We start from the raw sequence: 15,570 nt of genomic DNA, 5'->3' as shown, positions 1-15,570 counted from the left end.
CCAAGATCAATCGATTACTCGATGATCTTGGCAACCACGCCGGCGCCGACAGTACGACCGCCTTCACGAATGGCGAAACGCAGACCGTCTTCCATCGCGATCGGAGCGATCAGGGTGACAACCATCTTGATGTTGTCGCCCGGCATCACCATCTCGACGCCTTCCGGCAGCTCGCAGTTACCGGTCACGTCGGTGGTGCGGAAGTAGAACTGCGGACGGTAGCCCTTAAAGAACGGGGTGTGACGACCACCTTCTTCCTTGGACAGCACGTACACTTCGCACTCGAACTTGGTGTGCGGCTTGATGGTGTTCGGCTTGGCCAGCACCTGACCACGTTCCACATCTTCACGCTTGGTGCCACGCAGCAGCACGCCGACGTTCTCGCCAGCACGGCCTTCGTCCAGCAGCTTGCGGAACATTTCAACGCCGGTGCAGGTGGTCTTGACGGTGGCCTTGATGCCCACGATCTCGACTTCTTCCTGGACCTTGACGATGCCACGCTCGACACGACCGGTTACCACGGTGCCGCGACCGGAGATCGAGAACACGTCTTCGATCGGCATCAGGAACGGCTTGTCGATGGCACGCTCGGGCTCGGGGATGTACGAGTCCAGGGTCTCGACCAGCTTGCGCACGGCGGAGGTACCCATTTCGTTGTCGTCGTTACCGTTCAGAGCCATCAGCGCGGAGCCGATGACGATCGGGGTGTCGTCGCCGGGGAAGTCATAGGTGTTCAGCAGATCGCGAACTTCCATTTCGACCAGTTCCAGCAGCTCGGCGTCGTCAACCATGTCGGCCTTGTTCAGGAACACGACGATGTAGGGAACGCCTACCTGACGGGACAGCAGGATGTGCTCGCGGGTCTGCGGCATGGGGCCGTCAGCAGCCGAGCAAACCAGGATCGCGCCGTCCATCTGGGCAGCACCGGTGATCATGTTCTTCACGTAGTCGGCGTGGCCGGGGCAGTCGACGTGCGCGTAGTGACGGATCGCCGAGTCGTACTCAACGTGGGAGGTGTTGATGGTGATACCGCGAGCCTTTTCTTCCGGCGCGTTATCGATCTGGTCGAAACCACGAGCGGAACCGCCCCAGGTGTCGGCACAGACTTTGGTCAGCGCTGCGGTCAGAGTGGTCTTGCCATGGTCGACGTGACCGATGGTGCCCACGTTCAGGTGCGGCTTGTTACGTTCAAACTTTTCTTTAGCCATCGACACTCTCTCCCTTCACGAATTGAGCAAAGCAATGCCGCCATTAAAACAAAGGCAGATATTTTCATATCTGCCTTTTAAGATGGAGCTCATGAGCGGATTTGAACCGCTGACCTCACCCTTACCAAGGGTGTGCTCTACCAACTGAGCTACATGAGCGAAACATTTGCCAGTCAAACTGGAGCGGGTAGCGGGAATCGAACCCGCATCATCAGCTTGGAAGGCTGAGGTTCTACCACTGAACTATACCCGCAGAGCCTAAGCGCTCTAGCAATCTGGTGGAGGGGGAAGGATTCGAACCTTCGAAGTCTGCGACGTCAGATTTACAGTCTGATCCCTTTGGCCACTCGGGAACCCCTCCAAAGTGAGGCGGCATTTTCTTCATCTGCCCTCCTCTTGTCAAGGATCTTTTTAAAATTTCCTTAACAATCAATGCTTTCGCGTCGCTCGCTAGCGTTATCAGCGAAAGCGGGCGCAGTTTATGCAATCACAACGAACCATGCAACCCCAAAACGCAAAAAAAGCTTAAAAAACAAAGGCCGCCCTATCGGCGGCCTTTGTTCACAGGCAATCGCCCTGCTTACAGCTGGGGACCAGCCGCCAGGATGCCTTCGGAGACGCCGGAGAACTTCTTGAAATTCTCGACGAACTTGCCAGCCAGCTCCCGCGCGGCGGCGTCATAGGCTGCGCCATCCTGCCAGGTATCGCGAGGATTGAGCAGGACGCTGTCCACGCCGGGAACGGCGACCGGGACGTCGAGGTTGATGACCGGCACGTGGCGGGTCTCGGTACCAATGAGGGAACCGCTCTGGATGGCCGCGATGACCGCACGGGTAGTCGGGATATTGAAGCGCTTGCCGACGCCGTAACCGCCACCGGTCCAGCCGGTGTTGACCAGGTACACTTTGGAGCCAAAGCCCTGGATGCGCTTAATCAGCAGATCGGCGTATTCAGCCGCCGGACGTGGGAAGAAGGGCGCGCCGAAGCAGGTGGAGAAGGTCGACTTGATGCCGGGACCGGAACCCATCTCGGTTGAGCCGACCAGGGCGGTGTAGCCGGACAGGAAGTGGTAGGCCGCCTGCTCATTATTAAGGATGGATACCGGGGGCAGGACACCGGTGAGGTCGCAGGTCAAAAAGATGACCGCGTTGGGCTCGCCACCCAGGTTGTGCTCGGCGCGCTTGTCGATCAGCTCGCGCGGATAGGCCGCCCGGCTGTTCTGGGTCAGGCTGTCGTCGGCATAGTTGGGCTGACGGGTCTGGGGATCCAGAACCACGTTCTCCAGCACGGCGCCGAACTGGATGGCCTTCCAGATCACCGGCTCGTTCTTCTCGGACAGGTCGATGCACTTGGCGTAGCAACCCCCTTCCATGTTGAAGACGGTGCCCACGCCCCAGCCGTGCTCGTCGTCACCGATGAGGTAGCGGCTCTGGTCGGCGGACAGGGTGGTCTTGCCGGTACCGGAGAGACCGAAGAACAGGGTGACATCACCCTCCTCGCCCACGTTGGCGGCGCAGTGCATCGGCAGCACGTCCTTTTCCGGCAGCAGGAAGTTCTGCACCGAGAACATGGCCTTCTTCATCTCGCCGGCGTAGCGCATGCCGGCGATCAGCACCTTGCGAGCGGCGAAGTTGATGATGACGGTACCGTCAGAATTGGTGCCGTCACGCGCGGGCTCGCAGACGAACTCAGGCGCGTTGATGATCTCCCAGGCCGGCTTGGACTGAGGATTGTATTCGGCCGGATTGATGAACAGGCAGCGGCCGAACAGATTGTGCCAGGCGGTCTGGGTGCGCATGACGACGGGCAGGTAGTGCTCGACATCGGCACCTACATGCACGTGGGAGACGAATTGATCACGCTCGTCCAGGTAAGCGCTGACGCGCTCCCACAGCGGTGCGAACTTCTCCTCTGGGAAGGCACGGTTGATCGGCCCCCAGTGGATGGCATCGCGCGTGGAGGCTTCCTCGACGATGAAGCGATCTACCGGCGAACGCCCCGTGCGATGCCCCGTCTTGACGACCAGCGAGCCATTGGCGGCCAGCTCTCCTTCGCCACGTCGCAGGGACTCTTCCACTAACTGCGCGACGCTGATATCGGTATACACGTTGGCTTTCGTCATTTCGTTCCCCATGGCCCTGGGCCGTTCCTCATGCTTGTAGCTCTTACACGGCAGAACTACACGTTGCGGGATTATGCCAGAAAGCCTTCGGGCTTTTGCAACGGCTAGTGCCGGGTATTTCCTGGGGTTTGCGTGCCGCCGCCCGCAAAAATCTGCGTGATATCGGCGGCGTCGAACACCTGCTGCTCATTGCAAAACTGACAATCGACCCGAATTTCTCCCTGCTGTTCGTCGAGCAGACTCTCGACGTCCGCCTGCCCCATGCTGATCAGGGCATTGGCCGCCCGATCACGCGAGCAGCTGCAGCTGAAGGCCACCGGTTGCTCGTCGAACAGGCGCACCGCTTCCTCGTGGAACAGGCGATGCAGGATCACCTCGTTGTCGAGACCCAGCAGCTCTTCGGCCGTGAGGGTATCGGCCAGGGTGACGACATGCTCCCAACTGTCCTGACGGGCCTGGGCATCCTTGATGCGCGACGGCGGCAGCTGCTGGAGCAGCAGGCCGCGGGCGCGGCGACCGTCGGCGTTCAGCCAGAAACGGGTGGGCAGTTGTTCGGAGGTGGCGAAGTAGCCGGACAGGCATTCGGCCAGGTTGGCGCCCTCCAGCGGGACGATGCCCTGGTAACGCTGGCCATGCCGGGGATCGATGGTCAGGGCCAGGACGCCATCGGGCATGAGTTCGCCCAGGGAGGCGGACGCGGTGATCTCGGCTTCTTCGTAGCGGGCGATGCCGCGCACCTCACGCTCGCTGGAACATTCGACCATGAGAAGCGGGATGGGGCCGCTGGAGCGTGCCTGGAGCACCAGCAGCCCTTCGAACTTGAGGGTTCCGCACAGTAGGGCAGCCGCCGCCAGCATCTCGCCCAGCAGCTGGGCGACCGGCTCGGGGTAGGAATGCTTGGCCAGGACCTCGACGTAGCTGCGGTCCAGCGTGGCCAGTTCGCCGCGGACGTCGGTTTCGTCGAACAGGAAGCGTTGGGTGAAATCGTGGGAAGTCATGAACTACCTATATAAGGAGGAAGGCCGCGAAACGTGACGCTCCCGGCGCATGCCAGGACCGGCGAGCGGACCTGGCCAGGAAAGGGATCCGACGAGTCGAGACGGGATCAGTCGTCGAACGGGTGGACGTACTCGCGGAACTGATGGATCTGTCGACGCTGCTTCTTGGTGGGCCGGCCATCGGTCTGTAGCCCGAGGTTGCCCGCCTTACGCGCGGCTGCGGCCTGTTCGCGCGCCTTGAGGCTTTCCGGCGTCTCGGTATAGAGCTGCTGGGCTTCGGGCGCACCGCGGCGATTCTGCGACAGGGCGATGATCACCACGGTCTTTTCGTCATAGCCCTGACGAATGGTGAGAACATCGCCGACACGGGGCTCCTTGCTGGGCTTGCAGCGCTCGCCACGGCACTGGACCTTGCCGCCTTCGAGGGCTGCCTTGGCCAACGCACGGGTCTTGAAAAAACGTGCCGCCCACAGCCATTTGTCGAGGCGCATCCGTTCTTCAGTGTGATCTACTGCATACATCGAATAAAAGGTCCCCTATTGGGTCTTAGACTCTTCTCAAGAACTCTAAACCATCGGACCGACGCTGCAAGCGCGCCTCTGGAGAGCCATGACCACATTCTTTCCTTCCGACCTGACCGGCCAGACCCGCTGCGCGGGTTGCCAGCAGTCGGAACCCCTGGGCTTCGACTTCGACTTCGCCTATCAGCCCATCGTGGACCTGGGCAAAGGCGCGGTCTTCGCCCGGGAAGCGCTGGTACGCGGACCGGGCGGCGAAGGCGCGCTGTCGGTGCTCAATCAGGTGACCGACAGTAACCGCTATCGTTTCGACCAGCTCTGCCGCACCAAGGCGATCGCCACCGCGGCGACCCTGGGCCTGCAGGAGAGTCTGTCGATCAACTTCCTGCCCAACGCCGTCTATCGTCCGGAGCTGTGCATCCGCAGCACCCTGGCCGCCGCGCGTGAGCACGGCTTTCCGCTGGAGCGGCTGATCTTCGAGACGGTGGAAACCGAGCACGTGGCCAGTAACCACCTGACGCACATCCTGCGCGAGTATCAGCAATTCGGCTTCAAGACCGCCATCGACGACTTCGGTGCCGGTCATTCCGGCCTGACGCTGCTGGCCGAATTCCAACCCGACCTGGTCAAGCTCGACATGGCGCTCATCCGCGACATCGACCGGGACCAAGTACGGCGGACCATCGTGCGCAACCTGATCGTCATGTGCCGCGAACTGGGCACCCAGGTGATCGCCGAGGGCGTGGAGACCGTGGCCGAACGCGATTGCCTGCGCGACCTCGGGATCGAGCTGATGCAGGGGTATCTGTTCGCCAAACCAGCCTTCAAGCAGCTCGTCGATCCGCAACATTTAGGCGGAGGCCACTGATTTCAAGGAGCAGCGATGAGCAATTCCGCCGAACCGGTCATTATCGGCCTGAGTGAGTGGGTGGCCTTGCCCGAACTGGGCGTGGTGGGCCTGAGAGCCAAGATCGATACCGGCGCCAGCACCTCGGCCCTGCATGCGACGGAAGTCCAGCCCTTCATGCGCGGCAAGGAACGCTGGGTGAGATTCACCGTGCACCTGGGCACCCTGGTCCAATCCCGGCATCGCCATTGCGAAGCGCCGCTGGTGGCGAAAAAGACCATCCGCAGTTCCAACGGTATCGCCCAGACCCGCTATGTCATCCGTACCCTGCTGGCCCTGGGCGAATGCCAGTGGCCGGTGGAATTCACCCTAGCCTGTCGCAAGAGCATGCGCTATCGCATGCTGCTCGGCTCCAAGGCCTTGATCGATGGTGGCCTGCTGGTGAATCCGGCCGTCTCCTATGCGCAAGACAAACCCCAGTTGTCCCTTACTCCGGCCTCCGGTGCCCCATGAAAATCGCCGTTCTCTCGCGTAACCCCAATCTGTACTCCACCCGGCGCCTGGTCGAAGCCGGCGTCAGCCGCGGCCATGAGGTGGTCGTGGTCGACACCTTGCGCGCGTACATGAACATCGCCAGCCACAAGCCACAGATCCATTACCGCGGCAAACCGTTGGAAGGCTTCGACGCAGTCATCCCGCGCATCGGTGCCTCGGTGACCTTCTATGGCTGCGCGGTGCTGCGCCAGTTCGAGATGCAAGGGGTCTTTCCGCTCAACGAGAGCGTGGCCATCAGCCGTTCGCGCGACAAGTTGCGCTCCCTGCAGCTGCTCTCGCGCAAGGGCATCGGTCTGCCGGTGACGGGCTTCGCCCATTCTCCGGACGACGTGCCGGACCTGATCCGGATGGTCAATGGCGCGCCGCTGGTGATCAAGGTGCTGGAAGGCACCCAGGGCATCGGGGTGGTGCTGTGCGAGACCGAGAAGGCAGCCGAATCGGTGATCGAGGCCTTCATGGGGCTCAAGCAGAACATCATGGTGCAGGAATACATCCGCGAGGCGGGCGGCGCGGACATCCGCTGCTTCGTGGTCGGCGACAAGGTGATCGCCGCGATGAAACGCCAGGCCGCGCCCGGGGAATTCCGCTCCAATCTGCATCGCGGCGGTACCGCCAGCCTGATCAAGATCACCCCAGAGGAACGCATGACCGCCCTGCGTGCGGCCCGGGCCATGGGCCTGAGCGTGGCCGGGGTGGATATCCTCAGATCCAATCACGGCCCGCTGGTGATGGAGGTCAATTCCTCGCCCGGCCTGGAAGGCATCGAGCAGACCACCGGCAAGGACGTGGCCGGGATCATCATCGAGTACTTGGAAAAGAACGCCGAGCCGGGGCTGACGCGGACCAAGGGCAAGGGTTGAGGCACTTGTTCCAGGGGTGGTTTGGGCGTTCGCGTTATCGCGGCCATGGGCCGCTCCTACAGTCTCCAGCGTAACCGTAGGAGCGGCCCATGGCCGCGCTAAAACAGTTGCTCCTACAGGTTCAGGTGTAGCTCCGCCATGGCCGAAGGATCAGCTGGCGCTGCGGGGAAGCAGCAGGCCCAGGGGCAATAGCACCCGGGCTTCCACGCCGCCGCCTTCGCGGTTACGCAGCTCGGCGCTGCCGCCGTGCTGCGCGGCGATGCGCTTGACGATGGCCAGGCCCAGCCCGGAACCGCTGACGGTGCGGGCGCGATTGCCTCGGGTGAAGGGATTGAAGATGTCCTGCAGGTCCTTGGGATCGATGCCGGGACCACGATCCATGACGCTCAGGGCGACATAGGGCGCCGTGGCCGATCCCGCGACCTGCCCGACCACCTCGATACCGCCACCGCCGCCATGGCGCAGGGCGTTTTCCACCAGGTTGGTCAGCAGCCGCTTGAAGGAGATGCGTCGCACCGGCAGCGGCGGCAGGACGTCCAGCATCAGCCGCACCCGCTCCGTGTGCTGGTTGTAGGGCGCCACCACCTGGCGGGCCAGCTCGTTGAGGTTGGTGAGTTCCTGAGGTTCGTCGCGACCGTCACGGACGAAGGCGAGGAACTGGTCGAGGATGGCGTTCATGTCCTCGATGTCGCGGATCATGTCCTCCGCCTCTTCGCGCTCGGCCGGCGGCATCAGCTCCACCGCCAGCCGCAGGCGGGTCAGGGGCGTGCGCAGGTCATGGGAGACGCCGGCCAGCATCAGCTCGCGCTCGCGACCGGCCTGCTCGACGTCTTCGGCCATCTGGTTGAAGGCGTGGTAGACGTCCTGGATCTCGCTGGGGGCATCGGTTTCCGGCAGCCGTACGCTACGCCCCTTGCCCAGCTCGCGCGCGGCATTCACCAGGCGCCGCAAGGGCTGGTTGAGCTGCCGCACGAAGACCCAGGCGGCGCCGACGGACAGCAGGCCGATGGCCAGGAACCAGCCGAGTACGCTCCAGATGTGCTGACCGCGCAGGGGGTGGGCCATCAGCGGGATCTTGATCCAGTCCGGCCCAAGGGTGGGCGCCAGCACCCAGAGCGCTGGCCCGTGCTGGACCCGCACCCGCACCTCGGTCTCCTCGCCCAGCTCCTGTTTCATCTGGCGCTCGAAGATCTCGCTGTAGGGCCAGTGGTACTCCCCGGCCGGTACGGTCTCGGGCGACTCGTAGCGCAGGCCGGCGGCCTGGGCGATGCGCGGCCGCTCGGCTTCCGGGGTGGCCCAGTAGGCCCTGAGTGTCAGGGCCGCGCCATGGCTGTACTGGCGATCGACCAGGACGTCCTCGTTGAGCAGCAGATAGACCAGGGTCAGCGCCTTGGAAAACAGCACCGCGAGCAGGACCATCCACAGCGAGCGGGCGAAGAAACTCTGGGGAAACCAGCTAGGCGCCTTCATCGACCAGGATTTCCGCGCAAAACGGCGCGAAAGCCATCACAACCTCTGGGGTTGCAGGGTTCAGATAGGCAACCCGACATGGAAACATTCGGATACATTTGCTCGTCCATTTTTTCCCTTCGACCTGGAGTTCTCTCGTGTCCGACATCTGCCAGACCGGCCTGGACATCGGCTTCGCCTCGCTCAGCTATGCGCAGATCGCCTTTCTCGGCGTGGTGCAGGGTATCACCGAGCTGCTTCCCATTTCGTCCACGGCGCACATGCGGGTGGTCCCCGCGCTGCTCGGCTGGCGCGATCCCGGTTCGGCCTTTTCCGCCGCCATGCAGATGGCGGCCCTGGCCGCGGTGATCAGCTACTTCTGGCGCGATGTCAGCGGTGTGACCCGGGGCAGCCTCGCCGCGGTGCGCCAGCGCGACTTCGACAGCCCGGACTTCCTGCTGGCAGTGATGATCGTGCTGGCGACCATTCCCATCTGCATCGCCGGACTCTTGCTGGCGCCCCTGCTCAACGCCTGCGACTCGCCGCTGCGGGGCCTGAGCGTCATCGGCTATGCCTGTCTGGCCATGGCCGCCCTGCTGGCCCTGGCGGAGCGGCTCTGCCGGCATAACAGAGACATCTCGCAGATGCGCCTGCGCGATGCCCTGATCGTGGGGATCGCCCAGGTCGGCGCGCTGATTCCGGGCGTGTCCCGCTCGGGCTCGACCTTGACCGCCGCCATGTTCCTCAATCTGCGTCGCGAGGAAGCCGCGCGCTTCTCCTTCCTGCTGGGCCTGCCGGCCATCGCCCTGGCGGGACTCAAGGAGCTGGTGGTGCTCTGGCACGCGCACATCCCGGCCGAAGCCTGGTCGCTGCTGCTGGTGGGCTTGCTGGTGGCGAGCCTGTCGGCCTTTGCCGCGATCTGGGGCCTGATGCGCTTTCTGGAACGCTTCTCGACCTGGCCCTTCATCATCTATCGCGCGCTGCTGGGGATATTTCTGCTGGTGGGCGTGCATCAAGGCTTGTTCGCCTGAACCACCCCCTAGCCGGGGCGCGATGCCCCGGCTACCTGCCTTACTTGCCGGCGCCGTCCGGTACGAAGACGTAACCCACGCCCCAGACGGTCTGGATATAGCGCGGCTTGGACGGATCGGGCTCGATCATCCGGCGCAGCCGCGAAATCTGGACGTCGATGGAGCGCTCCAGGGCATCCCATTCGCGACCGCGGGCCAGATTCATCAGCTTGTCGCGGGTCAGTGGCTCGCGGGCGTGATCGACCAGCGCCTTGAGCACGGCGAATTCGCCGGTGGTGAGCATGTGGGTCTCTTCGCCACGCTTGAGTTCGCGGGTGGCCAGGTGCAGGGCGTAGTCGCCAAAGGTCACCACCTCGTCGGTCCCGGCGGGGGCGCCAGGTACCACCGGGGCCTGGCGACGCAGCACGGCCTTGATGCGGGCCACCAGCTCCAGCGGGTTGAAGGGCTTGGCCAGATAGTCGTCGGCACCCTGGTCGAGGCCCTGGATGCGGCTGCCTTCGTCGCCCTTGGCGGTCAGCATGATGATGGGAATGCGATTGCCGCTCTCACGCAGCCGACCGCAGGCGGACAGGCCGTCTTCGCCAGGCATCATCAGATCGAGAACGACTAGATTGAAGACTTCCCGCGCCAACAGGCGGTCCATCTGTTCGGCGCTCTCGACGGTGCGTACGCGATAACCCTGTTCGGCTAGAAAACGCTCCAAGAGGCGGCGCAGCCGGGCGTCGTCATCGACGACCAGGATCTTTTCACCTTCTGGGGCAGCAGGGGTGCTCATAATATCTCCTTGTGATCTAGCACTGGATTATGCCGTAGGCCATCCGACCGCGGCGTTGGGCCATTGTTAGCAGATTTTGCCCCACCGCGGGCGGTGGTGGTGGCGCAGGAAGCGGCGGCCCGGTGGGCTCGGGTATACTGCGGCCCGCTTTTTCTTGTGCCAGCCAGGTAGCCCGATGGATATCAATAGCCGTATCGCCGAGGAGCTCGGCGCCCGCCCGCAACAGGTCGCCGCCGCCGTGGCGCTGCTCGACGAAGGGTCGACCGTGCCCTTCATCGCCCGTTACCGCAAGGAAGTCACCGGCAGCCTGGACGACACCCAGCTGCGTCATCTCGAAGAGCGACTGCGCTATCTGCGCGAGCTGGAAGAACGCCGCGGTGCGGTGCTGGCCAGCATCGAGGAACAGGGCAAGCTGACCGCCGAACTGGCGCGCGAGATCAATCTGGCCGATACCAAGACGCGGCTGGAGGACCTCTATCTGCCCTACAAGCAGAAGCGCCGCACCAAGGGCCAGATCGCCCTGGAGGCCGGCCTCGGCCCGCTGGCCGAAGCGCTGTTGGGCGATCCGACCCTGAATCCCGAGTCCGAGGCGGCCGCCTATGTCGACGCGGACAAGGGCGTGGCGGACGTCAAGGCCGCCCTGGAAGGCGCCAAGTACATTCTCATGGAACGCTTCGCCGAAGATGCCGACCTGCTGGCGCGGCTGCGCGGCGTCCTGCAGCAGGACGCCATCCTCAGCGCGCGCCTAGTGCCCGGCAAGGAGACCGAAGGCGCCAAGTTCAGCGATTACTTCGAGCATGACGAAGCCTTCCGGGCCGTTCCGTCCCACCGTGCCCTGGCGATCTTCCGCGGACGCAACGAGGGCATCCTCAGCGCCGCGCTCAAGCTCGGCGACGAAGGCCCAGGCATCGCCCATCCCTGCGAAGGGCTGATCGCCGCGCATTTCGGCCTGAAGAACGAAGGTCGCGCCGCGGACAGGTGGCTGGCCGAGGTGGTGCGCTGGACCTGGAAGGTCAAGCTCTATACCTCCCTGGAAACCGATCTGCTCGGCGAGTTGCGCGAAAAGGCCGAGGAAGAGGCCATCGCGGTCTTTGCCCGCAATCTGCACGACCTGCTGCTGGCCGCGCCGGCCGGTCCGCGCACCACCCTGGCGCTGGACCCGGGTCTGCGCACCGGGTGCAAGGTCGCCGTGGTGGATGCCACCGGCAAGCTGCTGGCCACCGACACCGTCTATCCCCATGCGCCGCGCAATCAGTGGGACCAGACCCTGGCCACCCTCGGCGTGCTCTGCACCAAGCACGGCGTGGACCTGATCGCCATCGGCAACGGCACCGCCAGCCGCGAGAGCGACAAGCTGGCCGGCGAGCTGATCAGCAAGTACCCGGGCCTGGGCCTGACCAAGGTGATGGTCAGCGAAGCCGGCGCCTCGGTGTACTCCGCCTCGGAACTGGCCGCCCGGGAATTCCCCGAGCTGGACGTCTCCCTGCGTGGCGCCGTGTCCATCGCCCGCCGCCTGCAGGATCCGCTGGCCGAGCTGGTGAAGATCGAGCCCAAGTCCATCGGCGTCGGCCAGTACCAGCACGATGTCTCCCAGCTCAAGCTGGCGCGCAGCCTGGACGCCGTGGTGGAAGACTGCGTGAACGCCGTGGGCGTGGACGTGAACACGGCTTCCGCCGCCCTGCTGGCGCGGATTTCCGGCCTCAACGCCACCCTGGCGCAGAACATCGTGCAATTCCGCGACGCCAACGGCGCCTTCGCCACCCGCGAGGCGCTGAAGAAGGTGCCGCGGCTGGGCGAGAAGACCTTCGAGCAGGCCGCCGGCTTCCTGCGTGTGATGAGCGGCGCTAATCCGCTGGACGCCTCGGCGGTGCACCCGGAGACCTATCCGCTGGTGCAGCGCATCGCCGCCGACACCGGCCGCGACATCCGCTCGCTGATCGGCGACTCGGCCTTTCTCAAGCGCCTGGATCCGAAGAAATTCACCGACGAGAGCTTTGGCCTGCCGACGGTGACCGACATCCTCCAGGAACTGGACAAGCCGGGTCGCGATCCACGTCCGGAATTCAAGACCGCGGTGTTCCAGGACGGCGTGGAGAAACTCTCCGACCTCAAGCCGGGCATGGTGCTGGAGGGCGTCATCACCAACGTCACCAACTTCGGTGCCTTCGTCGACATCGGCGTGCACCAGGATGGCCTGGTGCACATCAGCGCCCTGTCGGAGAAGTTCGTCAAGGACCCCTACGAGGTGGTCAAGGCGGGTGACATCGTCAAGGTCAAGGTGATGGAAGTGGACGTGCCGCGCAATCGCGTGGGGCTGTCCATGCGCATGGGCGACACCCCCGGTGAGAAGGTCGACGGCAAGCCCGGCGGCCAGGCCCGCGGCAACGGCGGCAAGCCTCGCGCCGACAAGAGCGCCCCGCGTCAGACCCAGGCCGCGCCGGCCAATAATGCCATGGCGTCGCTGTTCGCCAACGCCAAGCAACTGAGGAAATAGGCATGAGCGGTTCTCCCGTAGGCAAGGATAGCGCCTTCAGCACCCTGCTGGGCATGACCATCCACAAAGCCGAGGCCGGCGAGTCCGAGGTGCGCATGAGCGTGCAGGACAGGCTCATCAACCTGCATGGCAAGCTGCACGGCGGTGCCATCTTCTCGCTGATCGACACCGCCCTGGGCCAGGCCAGCCACAGCCTGTTCGACGGCCAGCCCGGCAGTGTGACCCTGGAGTGCAAGGTCAACTACGTGCGTGGCGTCAGCGAAGGCGAGCTGGTCTGCCGCGCCCGGGTGATCCACCCGGGTCGCAAGACCCATGTGCTGGAAGCCCAGGTGCATCAAGGCGACAAGCTGATCGCCCTGGCCCAGGCGACCTTCGCCTGTCTGTGACCGGCCAGCCCGGGCGGCAGCGAAGCGGCGCATATCGCCCTTTGCCGCTGCCTGAGCTACGCTGGGAGACAACTGAGCGGGTTGCGGTCTGAGGCTTGAACCCGGACCGCAGCAGTGACTGCTGCCCCCGCGTCGGCCCTGGCCGGCAACCCTCATTTCAGTCGGTTTCTTCTACCCTGCCCGGGGCGAGTACCGCCAAAGGAAGTCAACTTGAGCGATATCCTGTCCCGCCGCCTGGCCCTGCTCGGCGCTGATCCCACCCTTCTGGCCGAATGCCTGCACGGTATCGAGCGCGAGACCCTGCGGGTGGACGCCCGTGGCCAGTTGTCCCGGCGCCCCCATCCGCAGGCGCTGGGCTCGGCCCTGACCCATCCGCAGATCACCACGGACTACTCCGAGGCCCTGCTGGAATTCATCACCCCCACCGGTACCCGCACCCCAGAGGTGCTGGCCGCCCTGGATCGGGTGCATCGCGCCGCGGTCGCCGAACTCGATGGCGAGCGCCTCTGGAGCGGCTCCATGCCCTGCGCGCTGCCGGCCGAAGACGAGATCCCCATCGCCGACTACGGCAGCTCCAACATCGGCCGGCTCAAGCACGTCTATCGGCGTGGTCTGGCCCTGCGCTACAGCCGCACCATGCAGTGCATCGCCGGCATCCACTACAACTTCTCGTTGCCGGAAGCGGCCTGGGAGCGCCTGCGCCAGCAGGAGGGTGACGCCCGCGACGCCCGCGACTACCAGTCGGCGCGCTACATCGCCCTGATCCGCAACTTCCGCCGTTATAGCTGGTTGCTGATGTACCTGTTCGGCGCCTCGCCGGCACTGGACGTGGGATTCCTGCGCGGCCGGCCGCACCAGCTGCAGACCCTCGACGAGCGGACTCTGTACCTGCCCCATGCCACCAGCCTGCGCATGAGCGACCTGGGCTACCAGAGCAACGCCCAGGCCAGCCTGACGCCGGACTACAACGACCTGACCACCTACACCGAGAGCCTGAGACGCGCGGTGGGCACGCCCTACCCGCCCTATGCGGAAATCGGCACGCATCAGAACGGCGAGTGGGTGCAACTCAACACCAACATCCTGCAGATCGAGAATGAGTACTACGCCACCATCCGCCCGAAGCGCGTCACCCGCAGCGGCGAGCGGCCGGTGCAGGCGCTGATGGCGCGTGGCGTGCAGTACATCGAGGTGCGCTGCCTGGATATCGATCCCTTCCTGCCGCTGGGCATCGATACCACCACCGCCCTCTTCCTCGACGCCTTCCTGCTCTATTGCGCCCTGGAAGGCAGCCCGCCGCTCAACGGCGAGTGCAGCGAATGCACCGACAACTTCGCCAGCGTGGTGCGCGAAGGCCGCAAGCCGGGTCTGCGCCTGCAGCGCCATGGCGCCTCGGTGACCATGATCGACTGGGCGGCGGAGATGCTCGACCAGATCGAGCGCTGCGCCGAGACCCTGGACGCCAGCCTGGGCGGTGACGCCCATCGCCGGGCGGTGGCGGCACAGCGGCAGAAGGTCGCCGACGTCCGCCTTACCCCCTCGGCGCGGGTGCTGCAGGAGCTGCGCGAGCGCGGCGAGAGCTTTGCCGACTTCGGCCTACGCCAGAGCGAGGCTCATGCGGCCTATTTCGCCAGTCATCCGCTGAGCGAAGGCGAGCAGGCCTGCTATGCCCAGATGGCGCGCCAGTCGCTGGACGAGCAGGCGGAGATCGAGGCGGCGCCCCAGGGGGATTTCGATACCTTCGTGGCGGCTTATCAGGCGAGCATTCTGGCGACAATTGGGGTGTAGGCAGGTAGGTTGGGTTGAGACGGCTCCATCGTTGAAGCCCAACGTTGTGGTGCCAAGTGCCGAAGAGCTTATTGGTGCCCTAGCTGATTGTCGTGCTTTGCTGATGGCTCTTGTTTCGCCCCCTCGGGCGACTCACTTTTTTCAGTCGCGGCTGCGCGCCCCGGACAAAAGTAAGCAAAAACGCTTGCCCCGGCCATCCGGCCCTACGCTGCGCTCCGGGTGACTCGCGTTGCTCGCCCTGCTGAATGGGGCGATTCGCCAGCCTGGAGGTTTTGGATGAAAAACCCTGAACAGCCTGTAGCCCGTAGCTCGTAGCTCGTAGCTCGTAGCTCGTAGCTCGTAGCTCGTAGCTCGTAGCTCGTAGCCCGTAGCGTGGACAACGGCGAAGCCTTGTCCACTGATAACTGCGGTGCCTACCAGTGGAAAACGCTGCGCGGTTTTCCACGCTACGTCTCCAAACGCCAGCGGACGAATCGATGGTTGATGAGGGCGCCTTCCGGTATCGATGCAGGAAGGGCCAGCTCCACCTTGGAGCGGTT

The 15,570-nt window shown here is 64.3% G+C and carries 13 protein-coding genes and 3 tRNA genes; 7 read left to right on the top strand and 9 right to left on the bottom strand.

Features of this window, described 5'->3' with window-relative positions:
* Positions 1 to 14: 14 nt before the first annotated feature.
* The 7 genes from tuf to NRG74_RS19295 all read right to left on the bottom strand — a co-directional run bounded on the left by tuf (position 15) and on the right by NRG74_RS19295 (position 4,819).
* Complete coding sequence (gene tuf / locus NRG74_RS19325) at positions 15 to 1,208, bottom strand: elongation factor Tu (protein WP_160921986.1); 1,194 nt, start codon at positions 1,206 to 1,208, stop codon at positions 15 to 17.
* 83 nt (positions 1,209 to 1,291) lie between these two features.
* Positions 1,292 to 1,367, bottom strand: a tRNA-Thr gene (locus NRG74_RS19320).
* A 20-nt stretch (positions 1,368 to 1,387) separates the two neighbouring features.
* Positions 1,388 to 1,461 (bottom strand) — tRNA-Gly (locus NRG74_RS19315).
* A 23-nt stretch (positions 1,462 to 1,484) separates the two neighbouring features.
* Positions 1,485 to 1,569 (bottom strand) — tRNA-Tyr (locus tag NRG74_RS19310).
* A gap of 219 nt (positions 1,570 to 1,788) precedes the next feature.
* On the bottom strand, positions 1,789 to 3,330 hold the full coding sequence (locus NRG74_RS19305; protein ID WP_017639505.1) for a phosphoenolpyruvate carboxykinase: 1,542 nt from the start codon (positions 3,328 to 3,330) through the stop codon (positions 1,789 to 1,791).
* 104 nt (positions 3,331 to 3,434) lie between these two features.
* Positions 3,435 to 4,328, bottom strand: a complete 894-nt coding sequence (gene hslO, locus NRG74_RS19300) for an Hsp33 family molecular chaperone HslO (protein WP_017639504.1) — start codon at positions 4,326 to 4,328, stop codon at positions 3,435 to 3,437.
* Positions 4,329 to 4,435: 107 nt separating this feature from the next.
* Positions 4,436 to 4,819, bottom strand: a complete 384-nt coding sequence (locus NRG74_RS19295; RefSeq protein WP_257705076.1) for an RNA-binding S4 domain-containing protein — start codon at positions 4,817 to 4,819, stop codon at positions 4,436 to 4,438.
* 118 nt (positions 4,820 to 4,937) lie between these two features.
* On the opposite strand from NRG74_RS19295, the gene NRG74_RS19290 reads away from it, so the two are divergent.
* From NRG74_RS19290 to rimK, 3 genes are all read left to right on the top strand, one after another.
* Positions 4,938 to 5,714: an EAL domain-containing protein gene (locus NRG74_RS19290; RefSeq protein ID WP_017639503.1), complete on the top strand. Its 777-nt coding sequence runs from the start codon at positions 4,938 to 4,940 to the stop codon at positions 5,712 to 5,714.
* 81 nt (positions 5,715 to 5,795) lie between these two features.
* Positions 5,796 to 6,206 (top strand): ATP-dependent zinc protease family protein, encoded by a 411-nt coding sequence (locus tag NRG74_RS19285; protein WP_231356116.1) that lies wholly within the window; start codon positions 5,796 to 5,798, stop codon positions 6,204 to 6,206.
* Positions 6,203 to 7,108 carry a 30S ribosomal protein S6--L-glutamate ligase gene (gene rimK, locus NRG74_RS19280; protein WP_017639501.1) on the top strand — a complete coding sequence of 302 codons (906 nt, stop codon included), beginning with the start codon at positions 6,203 to 6,205 and terminating at the stop codon, positions 7,106 to 7,108. Before NRG74_RS19285 ends, rimK begins: the two co-directional genes overlap by 4 nt.
* Before the next feature lie 150 nt (positions 7,109 to 7,258).
* Here rimK and NRG74_RS19275 read toward each other — a convergent pair whose 3' ends face one another.
* Positions 7,259 to 8,578 carry an ATP-binding protein gene (locus NRG74_RS19275; RefSeq protein ID WP_017639500.1) on the bottom strand — a complete coding sequence of 440 codons (1,320 nt, stop codon included), beginning with the start codon at positions 8,576 to 8,578 and terminating at the stop codon, positions 7,259 to 7,261.
* A 137-nt stretch (positions 8,579 to 8,715) separates the two neighbouring features.
* Here NRG74_RS19275 and NRG74_RS19270 point away from each other — a divergent pair, with 137 nt between their 5' ends.
* Positions 8,716 to 9,588 (top strand): undecaprenyl-diphosphate phosphatase, encoded by an 873-nt coding sequence (locus tag NRG74_RS19270; protein WP_064308151.1) that lies wholly within the window; start codon positions 8,716 to 8,718, stop codon positions 9,586 to 9,588.
* 40 nt (positions 9,589 to 9,628) lie between these two features.
* Here the strand turns inward: NRG74_RS19270 and ompR are convergent, their stop codons facing one another.
* On the bottom strand, positions 9,629 to 10,363 hold the full coding sequence (gene ompR / locus NRG74_RS19265) for an osmolarity response regulator transcription factor OmpR (protein ID WP_007161260.1): 735 nt from the start codon (positions 10,361 to 10,363) through the stop codon (positions 9,629 to 9,631).
* Between the two features lie 175 nt (positions 10,364 to 10,538).
* On the opposite strand from ompR, the gene NRG74_RS19260 reads away from it, so the two are divergent.
* From NRG74_RS19260 to gshA, 3 genes are all read left to right on the top strand, one after another.
* Entirely contained in the window at positions 10,539 to 12,857 is a 2,319-nt protein-coding gene (locus NRG74_RS19260) for a Tex family protein (protein ID WP_017639498.1), read from the top strand.
* A gap of 2 nt (positions 12,858 to 12,859) precedes the next feature.
* Positions 12,860 to 13,243, top strand: a complete 384-nt coding sequence (locus NRG74_RS19255; RefSeq protein ID WP_017639497.1) for a PaaI family thioesterase — start codon at positions 12,860 to 12,862, stop codon at positions 13,241 to 13,243.
* A gap of 210 nt (positions 13,244 to 13,453) precedes the next feature.
* The gene (gshA, locus tag NRG74_RS19250; RefSeq protein ID WP_257705075.1) at positions 13,454 to 15,031 is read left to right on the top strand and encodes a glutamate--cysteine ligase; all 1,578 of its coding nucleotides are present in this window, start codon (positions 13,454 to 13,456) and stop codon (positions 15,029 to 15,031) included.
* The last annotated feature ends 539 nt before the right edge of the window (positions 15,032 to 15,570 follow it).

Source organism: Pseudomonas oryzihabitans (genome assembly GCF_024652905.1).
GTDB classification, from domain to species: domain Bacteria; phylum Pseudomonadota; class Gammaproteobacteria; order Pseudomonadales; family Pseudomonadaceae; genus Chryseomonas; species Chryseomonas benzopyrenica.
This window is presented reverse-complemented; position numbering and strand designations above follow the sequence as displayed.

Excerpts from the sequence above, each read along its gene's own strand:
- NRG74_RS19290 (WP_017639503.1), top strand. The coding sequence starts at position 4,938 with ATGACCACATTCTTTCCTTCCGACCTGACCGGCCAGACCCGCTGCGCG.
- NRG74_RS19260 (WP_017639498.1), top strand. The coding sequence starts at position 10,539 with ATGGATATCAATAGCCGTATCGCCGAGGAGCTCGGCGCCCGCCCGCAA.
- tuf (WP_160921986.1), bottom strand. The coding sequence starts at position 1,208 with ATGGCTAAAGAAAAGTTTGAACGTAACAAGCCGCACCTGAACGTGGGC.
- NRG74_RS19255 (WP_017639497.1), top strand. The coding sequence starts at position 12,860 with ATGAGCGGTTCTCCCGTAGGCAAGGATAGCGCCTTCAGCACCCTGCTG.
- rimK (WP_017639501.1), top strand. The coding sequence starts at position 6,203 with ATGAAAATCGCCGTTCTCTCGCGTAACCCCAATCTGTACTCCACCCGG.
- ompR (WP_007161260.1), bottom strand. The coding sequence starts at position 10,363 with ATGAGCACCCCTGCTGCCCCAGAAGGTGAAAAGATCCTGGTCGTCGAT.
- NRG74_RS19295 (WP_257705076.1), bottom strand. The coding sequence starts at position 4,819 with ATGCGCCTCGACAAATGGCTGTGGGCGGCACGTTTTTTCAAGACCCGT.
- hslO (WP_017639504.1), bottom strand. The coding sequence starts at position 4,328 with ATGACTTCCCACGATTTCACCCAACGCTTCCTGTTCGACGAAACCGAC.
- NRG74_RS19305 (WP_017639505.1), bottom strand. The coding sequence starts at position 3,330 with ATGACGAAAGCCAACGTGTATACCGATATCAGCGTCGCGCAGTTAGTG.
- NRG74_RS19275 (WP_017639500.1), bottom strand. The coding sequence starts at position 8,578 with ATGAAGGCGCCTAGCTGGTTTCCCCAGAGTTTCTTCGCCCGCTCGCTG.